17 protein-coding genes are annotated in these 15094 nt (G+C 66.8%); 7 read left to right on the top strand and 10 right to left on the bottom strand.

The features are described 5' to 3' along the window. Positions 1 to 14: 14 nt before the first annotated feature. Complete coding sequence (locus PJ259_RS20830; protein WP_059313778.1) at positions 15 to 440, bottom strand: VOC family protein; 426 nt, start codon at positions 438 to 440, stop codon at positions 15 to 17. Positions 441 to 590: 150 nt separating this feature from the next. Between PJ259_RS20830 and PJ259_RS20825 the strand changes: the two genes are divergently transcribed. Continuing rightward, positions 591 to 1475: a LysR family transcriptional regulator gene (locus tag PJ259_RS20825; protein ID WP_271654032.1), complete on the top strand. Its 885-nt coding sequence runs from the start codon at positions 591 to 593 to the stop codon at positions 1473 to 1475. Here PJ259_RS20825 and PJ259_RS20820 read toward each other — a convergent pair. Beyond that, the gene (locus PJ259_RS20820) at positions 1443 to 3053 is read right to left on the bottom strand and encodes an inorganic phosphate transporter (RefSeq protein ID WP_271654031.1); all 1611 of its coding nucleotides are present in this window, start codon (positions 3051 to 3053) and stop codon (positions 1443 to 1445) included. The two genes, PJ259_RS20825 and PJ259_RS20820, sit on opposite strands and share 33 nt — an antisense overlap. Positions 3054 to 3205: 152 nt before the next feature. Between PJ259_RS20820 and PJ259_RS20815 the strand changes: the two genes are divergently transcribed. Continuing rightward, positions 3206 to 3850 (top strand): hypothetical protein, encoded by a 645-nt coding sequence (locus tag PJ259_RS20815; RefSeq protein ID WP_059313775.1) that lies wholly within the window; start codon positions 3206 to 3208, stop codon positions 3848 to 3850. Here PJ259_RS20815 and zapE read toward each other — a convergent pair. The 3 genes from zapE to PJ259_RS20800 form a co-directional block, all read right to left on the bottom strand. Beyond that, positions 3847 to 4896: a cell division protein ZapE gene (gene zapE, locus PJ259_RS20810; RefSeq protein ID WP_271654030.1), complete on the bottom strand. Its 1050-nt coding sequence runs from the start codon at positions 4894 to 4896 to the stop codon at positions 3847 to 3849. The genes PJ259_RS20815 and zapE overlap by 4 nt on opposite strands. Positions 4897 to 4981: 85 nt before the next feature. Further along, positions 4982 to 5368: an MAPEG family protein gene (locus PJ259_RS20805; protein WP_271654029.1), complete on the bottom strand. Its 387-nt coding sequence runs from the start codon at positions 5366 to 5368 to the stop codon at positions 4982 to 4984. Between the two features lie 66 nt (positions 5369 to 5434). Beyond that, on the bottom strand, positions 5435 to 6607 hold the full coding sequence (locus PJ259_RS20800; protein WP_271654028.1) for a multidrug effflux MFS transporter: 1173 nt from the start codon (positions 6605 to 6607) through the stop codon (positions 5435 to 5437). A gap of 112 nt (positions 6608 to 6719) precedes the next feature. Between PJ259_RS20800 and PJ259_RS20795 the strand changes: the two genes are divergently transcribed. Beyond that, positions 6720 to 7349: a TetR family transcriptional regulator gene (locus PJ259_RS20795; RefSeq protein WP_059313772.1), complete on the top strand. Its 630-nt coding sequence runs from the start codon at positions 6720 to 6722 to the stop codon at positions 7347 to 7349. Here the strand turns inward: PJ259_RS20795 and PJ259_RS20790 are convergent. Continuing rightward, positions 7331 to 7525 (bottom strand): heavy-metal-associated domain-containing protein, encoded by a 195-nt coding sequence (locus PJ259_RS20790; RefSeq protein WP_059313771.1) that lies wholly within the window; start codon positions 7523 to 7525, stop codon positions 7331 to 7333. The two genes, PJ259_RS20795 and PJ259_RS20790, sit on opposite strands and share 19 nt — an antisense overlap. Positions 7526 to 7637: 112 nt before the next feature. Here PJ259_RS20790 and PJ259_RS20785 point away from each other — a divergent pair, with 112 nt between their 5' ends. From PJ259_RS20785 to PJ259_RS20770, 4 genes are all read left to right on the top strand, one after another. Continuing rightward, positions 7638 to 10022 (top strand): heavy metal translocating P-type ATPase, encoded by a 2385-nt coding sequence (locus PJ259_RS20785; RefSeq protein WP_271654027.1) that lies wholly within the window; start codon positions 7638 to 7640, stop codon positions 10020 to 10022. Beyond that, complete coding sequence (cueR, locus tag PJ259_RS20780; protein ID WP_271654026.1) at positions 10019 to 10405, top strand: Cu(I)-responsive transcriptional regulator; 387 nt, start codon at positions 10019 to 10021, stop codon at positions 10403 to 10405. The genes PJ259_RS20785 and cueR overlap by 4 nt, the downstream gene beginning before the upstream one ends. 59 nt (positions 10406 to 10464) lie before the next feature. Further along, the gene (locus PJ259_RS20775) at positions 10465 to 10704 is read left to right on the top strand and encodes a hypothetical protein (RefSeq protein ID WP_271654025.1); all 240 of its coding nucleotides are present in this window, start codon (positions 10465 to 10467) and stop codon (positions 10702 to 10704) included. Positions 10705 to 10771: 67 nt separating this feature from the next. Further along, a complete protein-coding gene (locus tag PJ259_RS20770) occupies positions 10772 to 11965 on the top strand; it encodes a class I SAM-dependent rRNA methyltransferase (RefSeq protein WP_271654024.1) in 1194 nt (397 codons plus the stop codon). A gap of 57 nt (positions 11966 to 12022) precedes the next feature. On the opposite strand, the gene PJ259_RS20765 is transcribed toward PJ259_RS20770, so the two are convergent. From PJ259_RS20765 to PJ259_RS20750, 4 genes are all read right to left on the bottom strand, one after another. Then, on the bottom strand, positions 12023 to 12424 hold the full coding sequence (locus tag PJ259_RS20765; RefSeq protein ID WP_271654023.1) for a Rho termination factor N-terminal domain-containing protein: 402 nt from the start codon (positions 12422 to 12424) through the stop codon (positions 12023 to 12025). A 13-nt stretch (positions 12425 to 12437) separates the two neighbouring features. Further along, positions 12438 to 12659, bottom strand: coding sequence for a YgdI/YgdR family lipoprotein (locus PJ259_RS20760; RefSeq protein ID WP_059313765.1), 222 nt, complete (start codon positions 12657 to 12659; stop codon positions 12438 to 12440). After that, positions 12656 to 12892 carry a hypothetical protein gene (locus tag PJ259_RS20755; protein WP_058765520.1) on the bottom strand — a complete coding sequence of 79 codons (237 nt, stop codon included), beginning with the start codon at positions 12890 to 12892 and terminating at the stop codon, positions 12656 to 12658. The genes PJ259_RS20760 and PJ259_RS20755 overlap by 4 nt, the downstream gene beginning before the upstream one ends. A 131-nt stretch (positions 12893 to 13023) precedes the next feature. Continuing rightward, positions 13024 to 15072, bottom strand: a complete 2049-nt coding sequence (locus tag PJ259_RS20750) for an AsmA family protein (protein WP_271654022.1) — start codon at positions 15070 to 15072, stop codon at positions 13024 to 13026. Between the last annotated feature and the right edge of the window lie 22 nt (positions 15073 to 15094).

The raw sequence follows: 15094 nt of genomic DNA, 5'->3' as shown, positions 1-15094 counted from the left end.
CCGGCCGAGCCGCGCTATTTGGCGAACAGCTGGCTCATGTCCTTGAACGCCTTGAACTCCAGGGCGTTGCCGCAGGGGTCGAACAGAAACATGGTGGCCTGCTCGCCCACCTGGCCCTGGAAGCGGATGTAGGGCTCGATGACGAATTGGGTCTCGCGGGCGCGCAGACGGTCGGCCAGGGCTTCCCACTCGTCCCAGCCCAGCACGATGCCGAAGTGCGGCACCGGCACGTTGTGGCCGTCCACAGCGTTGGTGTGAGCCTCGTCCTGGGAAGCGGTCTTGGGATGCTCGTGGATCACCAGCTGGTGGCCATAGAAGTCGAAGTCGACCCAGTGGTCGCTGGAGCGGCCTTCGGCGAGGCCGAAGACCTCCCCGTAGAAATGCCGCGCGGCAGCCAGGTCGTAGACGGGAATGGCGAGGTGAAAGGGCGACAGGGCCATACGTGGAATTCCTGATGGAGGATGGATCGCTCATTCTCACCTCAAGTTTTCCTGCGCATGAAGCGCATATTCCTGCCTCCGAGCATCGAAATTTTTGTCGCTCGGCGCTGGGCTCGCTACAGTGCCCTACCCAGGCCCCGGGCATCCGCCATGCTTCGCGAACTCAAGACCTTTCTCGCCGTCGTCCGCCATGGCAGCTTCGCCGCGGCCGGGCTGCACGTAGGCCTGACGCCTTCGGCGGTGAGCGCCCAGATCCGCAACCTGGAGCAGAACCTGGGCCTGGACCTGTTCGACCGCAACGGACGCAGCGCCCTGCTCAACGCCGCGGGACGCCGCGCCTTGCCCCTGGCCGAGGAAATCCTCGCTACCTACGCCCGCATGGCCGGCGCCGGGGACGAGATCCAGGGCGAATTGCGCATCGGCGCCATCGCCAGCGTCCAGACCGGCCTGCTGCCCGGCACCCTGGTGCGGCTGCGCCAGCGGGCGCCACGCCTGGAGCCCCGCCTGGTGCCTGGGGTGTCGCTCGCCCTGCTCAGCCAGGTGGACGCCGGCGAGCTGGACCTGGCCATCCTCATCCGCCCGCCCTTCGAGCTGCCCAAGGAGCTGCACGCCACCACCTTGTTGCAGGAACCCTTCGTGCTGATCGTCCCGCCAGGGCTGACAGGTGACGATCCCCGGCTGTTGCTGGAGACCCAACCCTTCATCCGCTACGACCGCCACTCCTTCGGCGGACGCCGGGTCAGCGCCTTTCTGCGCGAGCAGCGCCTGACGGTGCGCCAGGTGCTCGAACTCGACGAACTCGACGCCATCGTCAAGATGGTGGAGCACGGCCTGGGGGTGGCCCTGGTGCCCTGCGCCGGCCTCTGGCTGGAGCATGCGCGGGTGCGCCGGCTATCGCTCGGCACCCTCACCTTCCATCGCGAACTGCAGGTCATCACTCGCCACGCCGGGCGCGATCTGCCGGCGGTGGCGCTGTTTCGCCAGTGCCTGACCGAGGCCGTGTCAGAACAGCTGCACCAGCAACCAGTAGAGTGAAGCGGACAGCGCCATGGCTACCGGCAGGGTGAGCACCCAGGCCAGCGCCAGATTGCGCACCGTGGCCCACTGCAATCCGGAACCATTGGCGGCCATGGTCCCGGCCACGCCCGAAGAGAGCACATGGGTGGTGGAGACCGGCAGGCCGAAGGCATCCGCCGCGCCTATGGTGCCCATGGCCACCAGCTCGGCCGAGGCACCCTGGGCATAGGTCAGGTGGGTCTTGCCGATGCGCTCGCCAACGGTGATGACGATGCGCCGCCAGCCGACCAGGGTGCCCAGGCCCAGGGCGATGGCCACCGCCACCTTTACCCACAGCGGGATGAAGCGGGTGGCCTGATCGATCTGCCGCTTGAATTCCTTGAGGTCCTCCTGCGCCTTGGGCGCCAGGCCCGGCAGGTGCTCCTTCTCCAGCAGGCGGATGGATTCCGACGCCAGGTACATGGCATTGCGCACATTGGGCATGCTCTGCGCCGGCACGTTGTTGAGGGCGCCGTACTGACGCACCTCGCGCGCGATGTCGTCGGTGATGGCCGCCAGCGCCGGCAGCACCTCGGGATTGCTCTGCCGCTTGCGCACGAATTCCAGCAGTACGCCGTGGGGATCGGCTGGCGCAGCCTGGGGCGCCGCCTGGCGCAGACCGCTGGCGGTGACCTCGGCCACGGCGGCAAAAGCCGGGGTGGCGGTGGCCGGCACCGCGCGATTGAGCGCATAGGCGGTCGGCAGGGCACCGACCAGGATCAGCATGATCAGCCCCATGCCCTTCTGGCCATCGTTGGAGCCATGGGCGAAGGACACCCCGGTGCAGGTCAGGATCAGCAGGCCGCGGATCCAGGGCGGCGGCGGCTCGGCGCTTTTCGGCTCCTGATAGAGCGTCTGGTCGCGCACGATCCGCTTGAGCAGCACCAGCAGCACCGCCGCGCAGACGAAGCCGATCAGCGGCGAGAACAGCAGCGCATAGCCGACCTTGGCCACCTGGCCCCAGTCCACGCCGCTGCTGCCATCCAGGCCGCCCAGCCAGGCGTGCATCAGGCCGACGCCGATGATGGAGCCGATCAGGGTATGGGACGAGGACGCCGGCAAGCCCAGCCACCAGGTGCCAAGATTCCAGATGATGGCGGCGATCAGCAGGGCGAAGATCATGGCGAAGCCCCGGCCCGCGCCCATCTCCACCACCAGGTCCACCGGCAGCAGAGCGATGACGCTGAAGGCCACCGCGCCGCTGGAGAACAGCACCCCGAGGAAATTGCAGAAGCCGGACCACAGCACCGCCGCATTGGGCGGCAGCGAATGGGTGTAGATCACCGTGGCCACGGCATTGGCGGTGTCGTGGAAGCCGTTGACGAATTCGAAGCCGAGGGCGATCACCAGTGCCAGCGCCAGCCCGGCGAAGGGCAGCCAGGTGGTGGGCGGCGACTGGGCATCGCTGACGTCGCTGTGGATACCCCCGAGAGTGACCGCCAGACCGGTCAGCAGCAGCACGATGAACAGCACGATCCGCAGCGGACCGGGCTTGCGCGAACTGTGCAGGGGATGGGACAGCGGTGACAGGGAGGCGGCTGGACTGGACGAAGGCATGGGGCGAACTCCGACACGGGATCTGCCTACCCTGCGCCGGCTGCATGACGCTTTTACGTCAGCCCTGAGACCAGACGACGGATGACCGCCGCGTGCCTTTTTCCGTGTCGACCTCGGCCTGCTAGGCTGGGCCTTTGCCAAGGATCGCACCTATGCCCCCACGCTTGCTGCTCTGTCCTCTTCTGCTGTGGTCCCTTGCCAGCGGTGCCCTGGCCGCCACCGAGCGTGCCCCGCGCAGTTGCGCCCAGGAGCTGGGGCAAAAGCCGGCCCAGGCGCTGGCCACGACCTGTCGGGCGCTCTCCCCCGCGACGCATCCGCCCTGCAACGCCGCCAACAGTTGCGCGCTGATGCAGGACGAAATCGCCCGCAGTTGCGCCCTGTTCGGTGACGACGAGGCCGCCAAGCAGCCCGGTTGCGGTCCGCTACCCAGCAGCGCCGAAGCCGCCGCGGCAGTGGTGGCGCGGTACTACCGCGCGCTGGATGCCCGGGACTACGGTACCGCCTGGCAGCAATGGGGAAGCGACGGCCAGCCCGGCAACAGCTACGAGAAATTCCGCCAGGGCTATGCCCGCACCCGCGGCGTGCAGGTGACCCTCGGTCAGCCCGGTCCGGTCGAGGGCGCGGCGGGCTCGAGCTATGTCAGCGTTCCGGTCACGGTAAGAGCGCGCCTGGTCGACGGCACCCGCCAGACCTTTAGCGGCAGCTACCAGGTGCGCCGGGTCAACGACGTCGATGGCGCCTCGGCCGAACAGCGCCGCTGGCATCTGGACAGTGCGAAGCTACGGCAACAGCGCTAACCGGTGCCGATCTGCCGCAGCTGGGACAGTCGACTGCGCGTACGCGACATGTCGGCGATCTCGCTGTCGGCCAGGGTCTCGTCGAGAGGCGCGGCGCTGACCAGGAACAGCACCAGCCGGCGGTCGTAGAGCACATCCACCAGGTTGATGAAGCGCTGTCGCGCGGCGGGGCTGGCCGCGCGCAGCGGAGGTACCTCGTCGAGCAGCCAGCGGTGCCAGGTTTCGCTCAGGGTCAGGTAGTCGAGGACCGCCGTGGCGCCTTCGCAGAGCTCGGCGAAACTGAACTGCAGCAGCCCATCCGCAGCGCTGATGGCGGGGAGATGGCGATGCCCCACCGCTACCTCCACCCGCGTCTCCGCCATCGGCGGCAGCCCCAGGGCGCAGCGCTGATCAGGGCTACCCGGCCAGAGATAGGCGCCAACGCCGAAGGGATCGGGCTCGACGGAGCTGGCACTGCGGTAGTCCTGGGGGCCGGCCACCGAGAGGATGTCCATGCGCGTCTCGATCAGTTGGATCGCCGGCAGGAAGCGCTCGTGGTAGAGCGGATTGGGCAGCAGCCCTTCGGGCGGATAGTTGGAGGTGGTGATCAGCACCACACCCCGGCTGAACAGCGCCTTGAACAGCCGGGTGATGAGCATGGCATCGCCGATGTCATGCACATGGAATTCATCGAAGCAGAGCAGTCGGCAACCTTCCAGCAGGTCGTCCAGGCTGGCGGCCAGGGCATCGCCACCCGCTGGCTGACGAAACATGCGCTCGTGCAGGTCGCGAAAGAAGGCATGAAAGTGCACACGGCGCTTCTCGGCGAATGGTAGAGCGGCGAAGAAGCCGTCCAGCAGGAAGCTCTTGCCACGCCCCACCGGCCCCCAGAGGTAGAGGCTGCGCGGCGCTTGGCGGCGGAACAGCCGCGGGCGCAGCAGCTCGTAGGCCAAGATGGCGAAGCGCTCGATGGCCGCCTGTTGGGCGCTATCGAGGGTGTACCCACGGGTTCGGGCCAGATCGGCGAAATGCCCCAGCACCTGCTGGGCGGGCGAAGCGGAGGTCATGGCGGCTGGCCAGGAAAGATAGGCCGCTAATGAAGCCGGAGCCGACGCCGCCGGTCAAGACCGACGGCGTCCGCGTTCGAGCGACTCAGGCCGCGGCGATGAACAGGCACAGGCAGCAGAACATACCGCCGGCCCAGACCAGGGAACGGCGGGTGGCATGGTCGCGGATATACAGCCAGGTGTAGGCGATGCGGCTGAGCAGGAAGAGGAAGGCCCAGAAGTTGATGGTGCCCTGGTCGGCGCCACCGGTGACGTGGGCGACGATCACTGCCGCGGCGAACAGCGGATTGATCTCGAAGGCATTCTGCTGGGCGGCATTGGCTCGCGCCCGGGCGCCCTCCAGTTTGCCGAGGAAGCCACGCGGATCACGGTTGTCCTCGGGCGTGAAGCCACTGCCCTTGAACTTGGCGTAGTAGGCCGCGCCATAGGGCACGAGGTAGACGAGGAAGATGCACCAGTAGGCAAAGGTCATGTCGGCGTCCCTGGAAGTTGAGGGTTCGCCTATCTGACCCGCCGTACCGGGAAAAATCCCTCCGACTCAGGCCGGCGTGCGCCTGTGGGTCCAGCGCGCCATCAAAGCGGTCGCTACCGCGCAGAGGGCGAGCACCGCGCACATGGGCACCACGGTGCCGTTGTGCAGCGCGCCCACGCTACTGGAGGCGAGCGCCGCCAGGATGAATTGCAGGCTACCCATCAGCGCCGAGGCACTGCCGGCATTGGCGCCCTGCCCGGCGAGGGCGCAGGCCGAGGCGTTGGGCACGATGCCGCCGAGCAGGGCGATGGCGAAGAACAGCGGGATCATCAGCACCGGCAACGCCTTGGGCTGGAAGGCACCGACCAGCAGCAGGATCAGCCCCGCCGCGGCATAGGCCACCACCGCGCGGCGCAGCCAGAAGGCCGGCCCCTGGCGAACCACCAGGCGCGCATTGAGCTGGCCGAGCAGGATGAAGCCGGCGGCATTGAGACCGAACACCCAGCCGTAGTGCTCGGGGGCAACACCATAGAGTTCGATCAGCACGAAGGGCGAGCCGGAAATGTAGGCGAACATGCCGGCCATGGCGATGCCACCGGTCAAGGTATGGCCGATGAAGCCGCGATCGCGCAGCAGGCGCAGGTAGTTGCGCAAGGCCCCGCGCAGCGGTGGCCGCGGATGGTGCGTCGGCAGGGATTCGGGCAACCAGAGCGCCACGGCGGTGCCGCAGGCGGCGGCGAACAGCGCCAGGCTGACGAAGATGGCCTGCCAGCCGAAGGTGCTCAGCAGCAGACTGCCGGCGAAGGGCGCGATGATGGGGGCGATACCGGTCACCAGCATGATCTGCGAGAAGGCCCGTGCCGCCGCCACCGGCTCGCAGAGGTCGCGCACCACGGCGCGCGCGATCACCATGCCGGCGCAGCCGCCCAGGGCCTGGACGAAGCGCGCGGCGATCAACCAGGGCAGGCTCGGCGCCAGGGCGCAACCCAGCGAGGCTAGGCAGAACAGGCCGATGCCGATCAGCAGCGGCAGCCGTCGGCCGAAGCGATCTGCCAGGGGACCGTAGAACAGCTGGCCGCTGGCGAGGCCGGCGAAATACACCGCCAGACTCAGCTGCACATGCTCGATGTCAGTGGCGAACGACAGTGCCAGCGAAGGAAAGCTGGGCAGGTACATGTCGATGGCGAAGGGAGCGAAGGCCGAGAGGGCCCCGAGAATCAACAGTAAGCGAAAGGTCATGAAAGCCAATCCGGTGGAAGCGGAAATGCCGCGCAGTTACATACAATGATGTTTGTAAAAGTGCCAAGGCGCGCTAAACTGCATGGCAGACCCACTGCCAATCAGATCGCCCATGCGTCGTACGAAAGAAGAAGCCGAACAGACTCGCCAAGCCATTCTCGATGCGGCGGAAGCCCTGTTCCTGACCAATGGCGTGGCGCGTACCAGCTTGGAAATGATCGCCCGCGAATGCGGCGTCACCCGGGGTGCAGTGTACTGGCATTTCCAGAACAAGGCCCACCTGTTCCACGAAATGCTTAGCCAGATAAGAATCCCGGCCGACGAACTGACCGAGCGCCTGCGCGTCGATGGCGAGGAAGACAGCCTGCAGCGACTCTTCAAGCTCTGTATCGAAGGCATGGAGAAATTCACCAAGCCCGGACGTGAACAGCGGGTCATGACGATCATGCTGCACCGCTGCGAGTTCACCGAGGAACTGCGCGAGGCCGAGGAACGCGATCTGCAGTTCCTGCGTCAGTTCATCCGCATTACCGACGCCCTTTTCACCGCCCAGGCGGCCCGGCTGCAGCCGGGCGTGACACCACAGCTGGCCAGCCGACTGCTGCACAGCCTGTTTCTTGGCACCCTGTCCGATCTCTTGCGCGACGAACAGACCTTCGCGCCGCTGCTGGCCACCGAGCAGGTGTTCACCACCTTCTTCCGCGCCATCGTGCGCGACTGGGCTCAGTCAGCGACGGTATAACCCGCCTGCTCGATGGCCGCGCGGAAAGGCGCATCCACTTCGGCGCTGTCGATGCGCACTTCGCCCGCTTGCAGGTCCACCTCGACCCGTGCCTGGCTATCGACCTTCAGGACCGCCGCCTCGACCGCACTCACGCAGTGGGCGCAACTCATTCCAACTACCTTGATGACATGCATGGTCTGCTCCTGTCTGACGAAACCTATCTCTCCTGACGCCAAACGCCAGGACCGGGTTCCAGTGTTGACCTTGACCCGAGGTCAAGGTCAACACTGATGTCAGGAGGTGCCCATGCACGAATTCGAACTCTCCATCAGCGGCATGACCTGCGCAGCCTGCGCCGGGCGGGTCGAGCGCGCCCTGCAGAAGGTGCCGGCGGTCAGCGCGGCCGGGGTCAACCTCGCCAGCGAAAAGGCCCGCGTCAGCGCACCGCCCGAGGCGGCCCCGGCCCTGGCCGAAGCCATCACGGCGGCCGGCTACCGGGTAGCCGAGGCCGAGCACGACCTGGCGCTGTCCGGCATGAGTTGCGCCAACTGCGCGGGGCGCATCGAAAAGGCCCTGCGCGCCGTGCCCGGGGTACTGTCGGCCGAGGTCAATCTCGCCAGCGAGCGTGCCCGTGTGAAGACCCTGGCCGCGGTCGAGACCGGCGCCCTGATCGCCGCAGTGGAAGCCGCGGGCTACGACGCCCAGGACCGCCTCGCCGAGGATGACCGCCCTGCCCCGGGGCGTGCGGGGCTGCCCTGGGATCAACTGGAGCTGGCCCTGGCACTGCTGCTGGCAGCCCCGCTGATCCTGCCCATGCTGCTGGCACCTTTCGGCTGGCACCTGATGCCACCGGCCTGGCTGCAATTCCTGCTGGCGACACCGGTACAGTTCCTGGTCGGCGCCCGCTTCTATCGCGGCGCCTGGCATGCCCTGCGCGCCCGCAGCGGCAACATGGATGTGCTGGTCGCCCTGGGCACCAGCGCTGCCTACGGCCTGAGCCTCTACCTCTGGCTGGTCAAGAACAGTCCCCATCTCTATTTCGAGACAGCGGCCATGGTCATCGCCCTGGTCCGCCTGGGCAAATACCTGGAGGCCCGCGCCAAGCGCCGTACCGGTGCCGCCCTGCGCGCCCTGGAAGCCCTGCGACCCGAGCAGGCCCGGCGCCTGAACGCGGACGGCGAGGAAGAAGAAGTCGCGCTGAATCGGCTGCGGCTGGGCGACCGCCTGCAGATTCGCCCGGGCGAACGCATTCCGGCCGACGGTCGCATCCTGCTGGGCGAAAGCCAGGTGGACGAAGCCCTGCTCACCGGCGAGAGCCGCCCGGTCGCCAAAGGCCCCGGTGACGAGGTGGTCGGAGGCGCCATCAATGGCGAGGGCAATCTGCACATCGAGGTCAGCGCGCTGGGCGGCGAGACGGTGCTGGCCGGCATCATCCGCCTGGTGGAAGACGCCCAGGCCAGCAAGGCGCCCATCCAGCAACTGGTGGATCGCATCAGCCGGATCTTCGTCCCGGTAGTGATCGGCCTGGCCTTCCTCACCCTGGCTGGCTGGCTGCTGACCGAACACGCCCTGGAACCCGCCCTGCTCGCCGCCGTCGCCGTGCTGGTCATCGCCTGCCCCTGCGCCCTGGGTCTGGCGACGCCAGCCGCGCTCATGGCCGGCACCGGGGTGGCGGCGCGCCACGGCATCCTGATCAAGGACGCCGAAACCCTGGAACGCGCCCAGGGCATCACCACCGTGGTGTTCGACAAGACCGGCACCTTGACCGCCGGCCAGTTGCGCCTGCGCCAGCTGGCCACGGCGCCCGGAATCGAGGAGCACGAGCTGCTGAGCCTGACCGGCAGTCTGCAACGGGGCAGCGAACACCCGCTCGCCACGGCGGTGCTGAAAGCCTGCCGCGCGCGTGGCCTGGATACGCCACCAGCCAGCGACGTCCGCGCCCTCCCCGGCCGCGGCCTGGGCGGTAGCTGGCAGGGGCGCGCGCTGCTCCTCGGCAATGCCCGGCTGCTGGCCGAACAGGGCCTGGCTGCCGGCCCGCTGGCCGAGGCGGCCCGCGACTGGGAAGACCAGGGCCTCACGCTGTCCTGGCTGCTGGAGACTGGTGCCCCGGCGCGGGTGCTGGGGCTGTTGGCCTTTGGCGACGAGATTCGTCCGGGCGCCACCCAGGCCATCGCCCAGTTGCGCGCGGACGGCATCGACAGCTGGCTGCTGACCGGTGACAACCGCGGCAGCGCCCGCCAGGTGGCCGAGGCGCTGGGCATCGCGCAGTGGGAGGCCGAGGTACTGCCCGCCGACAAGGCCGCGGTGGTCGCCCGCCTGCAAGCGACCCAGGGGGGCGTCGCCATGGTCGGCGACGGCCTCAACGACGCCCCGGCACTGGCCGCTGCCGAGCTGGGCATCGCCATGGGCTCGGGCACCGCGGCCGCGCGCCATGCGGCCGGTATCACCCTGCTGCAGGAGGATCCGCGCCAGGTGGTGGCGGCACTGGACATCGCCCGGCGTACCCAGCGCAAGATCCGCCAGAATCTGTTCTGGGCCTTCGTCTACAATGTCATCGGCCTGCCCCTGGCGGCCTTCGGCCTGCTTGACCCGGTCTATGCCGGAGCCGCCATGGCCTTTTCCAGCGTCAGTGTCCTGGCAAATGCCCTGCTGCTCGGCCGCTGGCGCCCGTCCGGAGACTCCCCGTCATGAATATCGGTCAGGCCGCCAAGGCCAGCGGGCTTACCGCCAAGATGCTGCGCTACTACGAGCGCATCGGCCTCCTGGCACCCGCCGGGCGCACCGACAGCGGCTATCGCCAGTACGGCGCCGAAGACCTGCGGGTGCTGGCCTTCGTCCGCCGCTCGCGGGAGCTGGGCTTCAGCCTGGAGGAGATCCGCCAGCTGCTCAGTCTCTGGCAGGACCGGCAGCGTGCCAGTGCCGACGTCAAGGCGCTGGCCAAGCGGCACATCGCCGAGCTGGACCAGAAGATCGCCGAGCTGACGCGGCTGCGCAGCACCCTGGGCGAACTGGTTTCCTGCTGCCACGGCGATGCCAGCCCCGACTGCCCGATCCTCGATAGCCTGGGCGGCTGACGCAACCGCTGCCGCCCAGCGGGGTCCATCGGTTATCCCCCCGCTACCGAGGCACCATCATGCAGACCCTGCACCACTACCAGATTCACTATCGCCTCAATGGCGAGCCACTCAGCCACGAGCTGGAAAGCTTCGAGCCGGTCACAGAGGAGGAAGCGCTGCTGCAATTGCTCATCAAGCACGTCGAGGAACCCCAGGTGGTGGTCGATGCACCCTGGGAGCGCCATGCCCAGCCGAGCATCGCCCGCCGCGCCCAGGAAGCCGGGCTGAGCGACATCGAGATCAGCCAGCGGGACTGACGGCCGGCCCAGGCAGGTGGCTTTGCGCTATAATTCCGCGCTTTTGCCCCCTTCGTTGGAGTGATTCATGACCCTGCCTCGCCTGCGCCTCAAAGCCAATGCCGACCGCCGTCTGCGCGCCGGGCACCTCTGGGTGTACAGCAACGAGGTGGACGTGGTCGCCACGCCGCTCACCGCCTTCGAGCCAGGCGACCAGGCCATCCTGGAAACCACCAGCGGCAAGCCGCTGGGCCTGGTGGCGCTGTCGCCCAACAACCTGATCTGCGCCCGGCTGTTCTCCCGCGACACCGGCTACCTGCTGGACAAGTCGCTGCTGGTGCATCGCTTCAAGGTCGCCCTGAGCCTGCGCGAGCGGCTGTTCGGCAGCCACTGTTATCGCCTGGTCTATGGCGATTCGGATTTCCTGCCCGGCCTGGTGGTGGATCGCTTCAACGACATCCTGGTGGTGCAGATCGCCTCGGCGACCATGGAGCGCCAGCGCGACGCCATCCTCGCCGCCCTGTTGCAGGTATTCAAACCCCAGGGCGTGCTGTGGAAGAACGATGGCAGCGCCCGTGCGGCCGAGGGCCTTTCCAGCTACGTGGAAGTGGCCTATGGCGAGGTCCCCGACTGGGTGGGGCTGGAAGAGAACGGCGTGCGCTTCGAGGCTCCGGTGCGTGAAGGCCAAAAGACCGGCTGGTTCTATGACCACCGCCTGAATCGTGCGCGCCTGGCGCCTTATGTCGAAGGCAAGCGGGTGCTCGACCTGTTCAGCTACATCGGCGGCTGGGGCGTGCAGGCCGCGGCCTTCGGTGCCAGCGAAGTCATGTGCGTGGACGCCTCGGGCTTCGCCCTCGACGGCGTGGAGCGCAATGCCACCCTCAACGGCCTGGCGGAAAAGCTGGTGTGCGTCGAGGGCGATGTCTTCGAGGCGCTCAAGGAACTCAAGGCCGGTGAAGAAAAATTCGATGTCATCGTTGCCGACCCGCCAGCCTTCATCAAGAAGCGCAAGGACCTGAAGAACGGTGAGGCCGCCTACCGTCGCCTCAACGAGCAGGCCATGCGGCTGCTGAACAAGGACGGCATCTTGGTCAGTGCCTCCTGCTCCATGCACCTCCCCGAAGACGACCTGCAGAACATCCTGCTCGGCAGTGCCCGCCATCTGGATCGCAATCTGCAGATCCTCGAACGCGGCGCCCAGGGCCCGGATCATCCAGTACACCCGGCCATTCCGGAAACCCGCTACATCAAGAGCCTCACCTGCCGTCTGCTGCCCAGCTAAGACGCCAGGCCAAGAAAAAGCCGGACCAGGTCCGGCTTTTTTGTGCGTGTTCAAACCTCAGCTGAGCGCGCGGATCAACTCGTCCTTCTTCATCCGCGAACGACCCCGAACATTCTGCTCGGCTGCCTTCTTCACCAGTTCATCGCGGGTCAGGTCACTGAGCGAGGTACTACCGCTGCGCGAGCGACGCGCCGCTGCACGTCCGCTGTTGGGCGACTGGCCCTGTTTGGTGGCCACCGCCCGCCGGGCGGAATCCTTGCGATCCGCGCTTTTGGCGGTGCCGCTCTTGGCCTTGCCGGAACCTGCCTTTTCACCACCGCCGGACTGCTTGTTCACCGTCGCCCAGGCCCGCGCTTCGGCTTCATCCTTGGAGACGCCCTTTTTCTCGTAGCTCTCCTCGATGTGCTCGGCCTTGCGCTCCTGTTTGTCGCTGTACTTGGACTTGTCGCCGCGAGGCATGGCAATCTCCCGATTAGTCTTCAGCCTTGATGGTGGCCACTTCACCGGCTTTCACCCGCACGTGACGACCCGCCACATCGGTGAATTCATAAAAGCCGTCAGCCGTCTTGGTAGTGGGACGATCCTCGGTGATGTACTGGGTGCCATCCTGCAGGGTCACCACTGTTTCGGTGGAGCAGGCCGCCAGCCCCATGAGGGTCAGGGCCAGCACGCCACCGCTTGCCAGGCGACTCATGGCGCTTCCGGCGAGACACGATGAATGGAGACATCATGCAGGGCCACCAGCGCCTGACCGGACTCGATGTCGGCCAACTGGAAGCGCTCATCGTTGATGGCATCCAGGTGCCGGCAGGCCAGATCGCGGACCACGTCGGTGATGGGTACATCCAGATTGCTGATACGGTCGGTATAGCTCTCGCCCAGCAACTTGTAGTGAATTTCGTAATGGCTATCGGTGTCGTCACGCATGAGGGGTCTCCGCGAAAAGGCTGCCCGACTCGGGTTATTGTTATAGAACTCGACCAACCAAACCGGTTCTTTTCCGCTCGTCCGACGCCGCCGAACGGTCGCCTGTCAAGTTCCTTTTCAGCGGCTTTACCTCAGTGCGCGGCCCGCATTTGCTGGAGCAGCGCGCTGCACTGGGCACCCTGCTCATTGCTGGGCGCCACCAGCGCCAGCAGACCGGCGGCAGGCGCGGCGAAGGTCGCCAGCAGCGCCGCCACGGCACCCCGGGCGGCCAGAGGCAGCGCCTTCACGCCAGGCGAAGGATTCTTCAGGGTGCCGCGCACATAGAGCGGCGAGCGCAGGGAAAAGATGCGCAAGCCCTTGCTGTGGGGATCGACGGTGAGATCCAGTCGTTCGCTCGTCAGGTTGATGGTGCCGGTGATGTTGATCAGGGCGTTCTCGGTGTCGAGCACGAACACCTGGGGCTGCACCAGGCCCTTCTTGAAGTCGAGATCGGCAACCGCGCAATTGATCTCCACTTCGTCATCGCCGAACAGCCGATCGACCAGGTAGTTGCCGACGTTGAGGCCGGCCAGCTCCATCAGGCTGCGGCTGATGCGGCCATCGTTCATCAGCAGCTTGAGCTCACCATCGCTGGTGCCCAGCAGGGCCGCCACCGAGTTGCCGGTGCCGCTCAGGGTGGCGTCGCCATTGAGCTCACCCATGCTGCGCTTCATCGTCTCCACGGTAGGGAACAGCTGATTCAACTTGACCCGTCGTACATGCAGGTCGACACGCCCCCGCAGTGGGGTCTTGTCGCCCTCCAGACGTACCGTGGTGTTCAGGTCGCCCCCTGCCACGCCAAAGCGCAGGGGATCGAGCAACAGCACCCCATCGGTCAGGCGTACATGGGTGTTGAGGTCGGTGATCGGTAACTGCGCGTTCTGCACGATGCGCTTACCGGTGAAGCGCACGTCGGCATCCATGGCGCGCCACCGATCGGTGCGAAACTCGGACACGGGCAGCGCCTTGGTCGTCGGCTGCTGGCTGGTTTCACCCTTGGCGGCCTGCTGCTCCTTGGTATCGGCGCCAATCAGCGGTGCCAGGTCTTCGAACAGCAACTGATCGGAGCGCAGCGTCCCGCTGAGCTTGGGTCGTGGCTTACCACCGGTGAACAGCACCTCGCCATGCAGATCGCTCTTGCCTACCCGGCCGTTGAAGTCTTCGTAGCTGAAGCGGGCGCCAGCCGGGTCATTGAGCTTGACCGTGAGATGACCGTCGGTGGCATAGGGTGCCGTTTCCGGCAGGGTAACGCCCGTCAGCGGATAGAGCTGCGCCAGACTCTTGCCTTCCAGCACCAGATGCAGATCAAGGGCGCCCAGGCGTCGCGGATCGGTCAGGGTCCCGAACACCTGCACCCGGGTCTCACCCGCCCGGGCATCGAGCTGGATGGGAAACGGCGTATCGGCATCCTGCAAGGCCAGCAGACCACCGATCTGGCCGCGGCCATTGACCGGCACCTGCTTGTAGCTGCCTTCCACCGCCAGGGCGAACTGGAAGGCCTGGGTCTGCTTGACGTTGGACCGCTGGCGCGAGGTGCCCTGCTTGCCGACCAGGTCGGCATAGGCGATGGGAGCATCGAGGGAGGTGATGCGCGCCTTTAGCCGGGTGGCGGTCTGGGCATCGTCGAAGCCCACCTTGCCAGCATCGAAGCCGATGGTGCCGATGTCCACCGTCCAGGCCGAAGGCTCGGCCTTGGGATCCTTTTCGGCGGTCTCGAAGGTCCAGCTGTTGCGCCCATCGGCCAGCCGCTGAGCATTGACCACCGGCCCGGTGAGGTCGATGCGCGGGATATAGATCTGCTTGGCCAGCAGCGCCAGCGGCGAGATCCGCAACTGCACCCGGTCGAGATGAACGAAGGTCTTTTCCTTGGCCCAATCCGGGTTGCCCAGGGTCAGGTCCTCGGCGGCGATATGCGGCCAGGGAATCCAGGCGCGCCAACCGCCCTGATCCGGCTCGCGGTGCCAGACCACGCCCAGGTTACCCTCGATGGCGAACGGTCGGTGCAAGGCGCTCGATACCTGCTCATTGATGGTTGGCTTGAGCCGATTCCAGTCGAAGGTGGCGAGGACCACCACCAGCAGGACGAGCAGCAGCAGGATGATTCCCAGCAGCCAGGCGAGGATCTTGCGTGGGCGCGTCATGGCCGCCTCCTTGGATTTCCGT

The organism is Pseudomonas sp. JBR1 (genome assembly GCF_028198185.1).
GTDB lineage: Bacteria > Pseudomonadota > Gammaproteobacteria > Pseudomonadales > Pseudomonadaceae > Chryseomonas > Chryseomonas oryzihabitans_E.
The sequence above is the reverse complement of the archived record's forward strand: the minus strand, read 5'-3'. Positions and strand labels throughout refer to the sequence as shown.

Coding starts and splice junctions, on each gene's coding strand:
- PJ259_RS20830 (WP_059313778.1), bottom strand. CDS start 440: ATGGCCCTGTCGCCCTTTCACCTCGCCATTCCCGTCTACGACCTGGCT.
- PJ259_RS20825 (WP_271654032.1), top strand. CDS start 591: ATGCTTCGCGAACTCAAGACCTTTCTCGCCGTCGTCCGCCATGGCAGC.
- PJ259_RS20820 (WP_271654031.1), bottom strand. CDS start 3,053: ATGCCTTCGTCCAGTCCAGCCGCCTCCCTGTCACCGCTGTCCCATCCC.
- PJ259_RS20815 (WP_059313775.1), top strand. CDS start 3,206: ATGCCCCCACGCTTGCTGCTCTGTCCTCTTCTGCTGTGGTCCCTTGCC.
- zapE (WP_271654030.1), bottom strand. CDS start 4,896: ATGACCTCCGCTTCGCCCGCCCAGCAGGTGCTGGGGCATTTCGCCGAT.
- PJ259_RS20805 (WP_271654029.1), bottom strand. CDS start 5,368: ATGACCTTTGCCTACTGGTGCATCTTCCTCGTCTACCTCGTGCCCTAT.
- PJ259_RS20800 (WP_271654028.1), bottom strand. CDS start 6,607: ATGACCTTTCGCTTACTGTTGATTCTCGGGGCCCTCTCGGCCTTCGCT.
- PJ259_RS20795 (WP_059313772.1), top strand. CDS start 6,720: ATGCGTCGTACGAAAGAAGAAGCCGAACAGACTCGCCAAGCCATTCTC.
- PJ259_RS20790 (WP_059313771.1), bottom strand. CDS start 7,525: ATGCATGTCATCAAGGTAGTTGGAATGAGTTGCGCCCACTGCGTGAGT.
- PJ259_RS20785 (WP_271654027.1), top strand. CDS start 7,638: ATGCACGAATTCGAACTCTCCATCAGCGGCATGACCTGCGCAGCCTGC.
- cueR (WP_271654026.1), top strand. CDS start 10,019: ATGAATATCGGTCAGGCCGCCAAGGCCAGCGGGCTTACCGCCAAGATG.
- PJ259_RS20775 (WP_271654025.1), top strand. CDS start 10,465: ATGCAGACCCTGCACCACTACCAGATTCACTATCGCCTCAATGGCGAG.
- PJ259_RS20770 (WP_271654024.1), top strand. CDS start 10,772: ATGACCCTGCCTCGCCTGCGCCTCAAAGCCAATGCCGACCGCCGTCTG.
- PJ259_RS20765 (WP_271654023.1), bottom strand. CDS start 12,424: ATGCCTCGCGGCGACAAGTCCAAGTACAGCGACAAACAGGAGCGCAAG.
- PJ259_RS20760 (WP_059313765.1), bottom strand. CDS start 12,659: ATGAGTCGCCTGGCAAGCGGTGGCGTGCTGGCCCTGACCCTCATGGGG.
- PJ259_RS20755 (WP_058765520.1), bottom strand. CDS start 12,892: ATGCGTGACGACACCGATAGCCATTACGAAATTCACTACAAGTTGCTG.
- PJ259_RS20750 (WP_271654022.1), bottom strand. CDS start 15,072: ATGACGCGCCCACGCAAGATCCTCGCCTGGCTGCTGGGAATCATCCTG.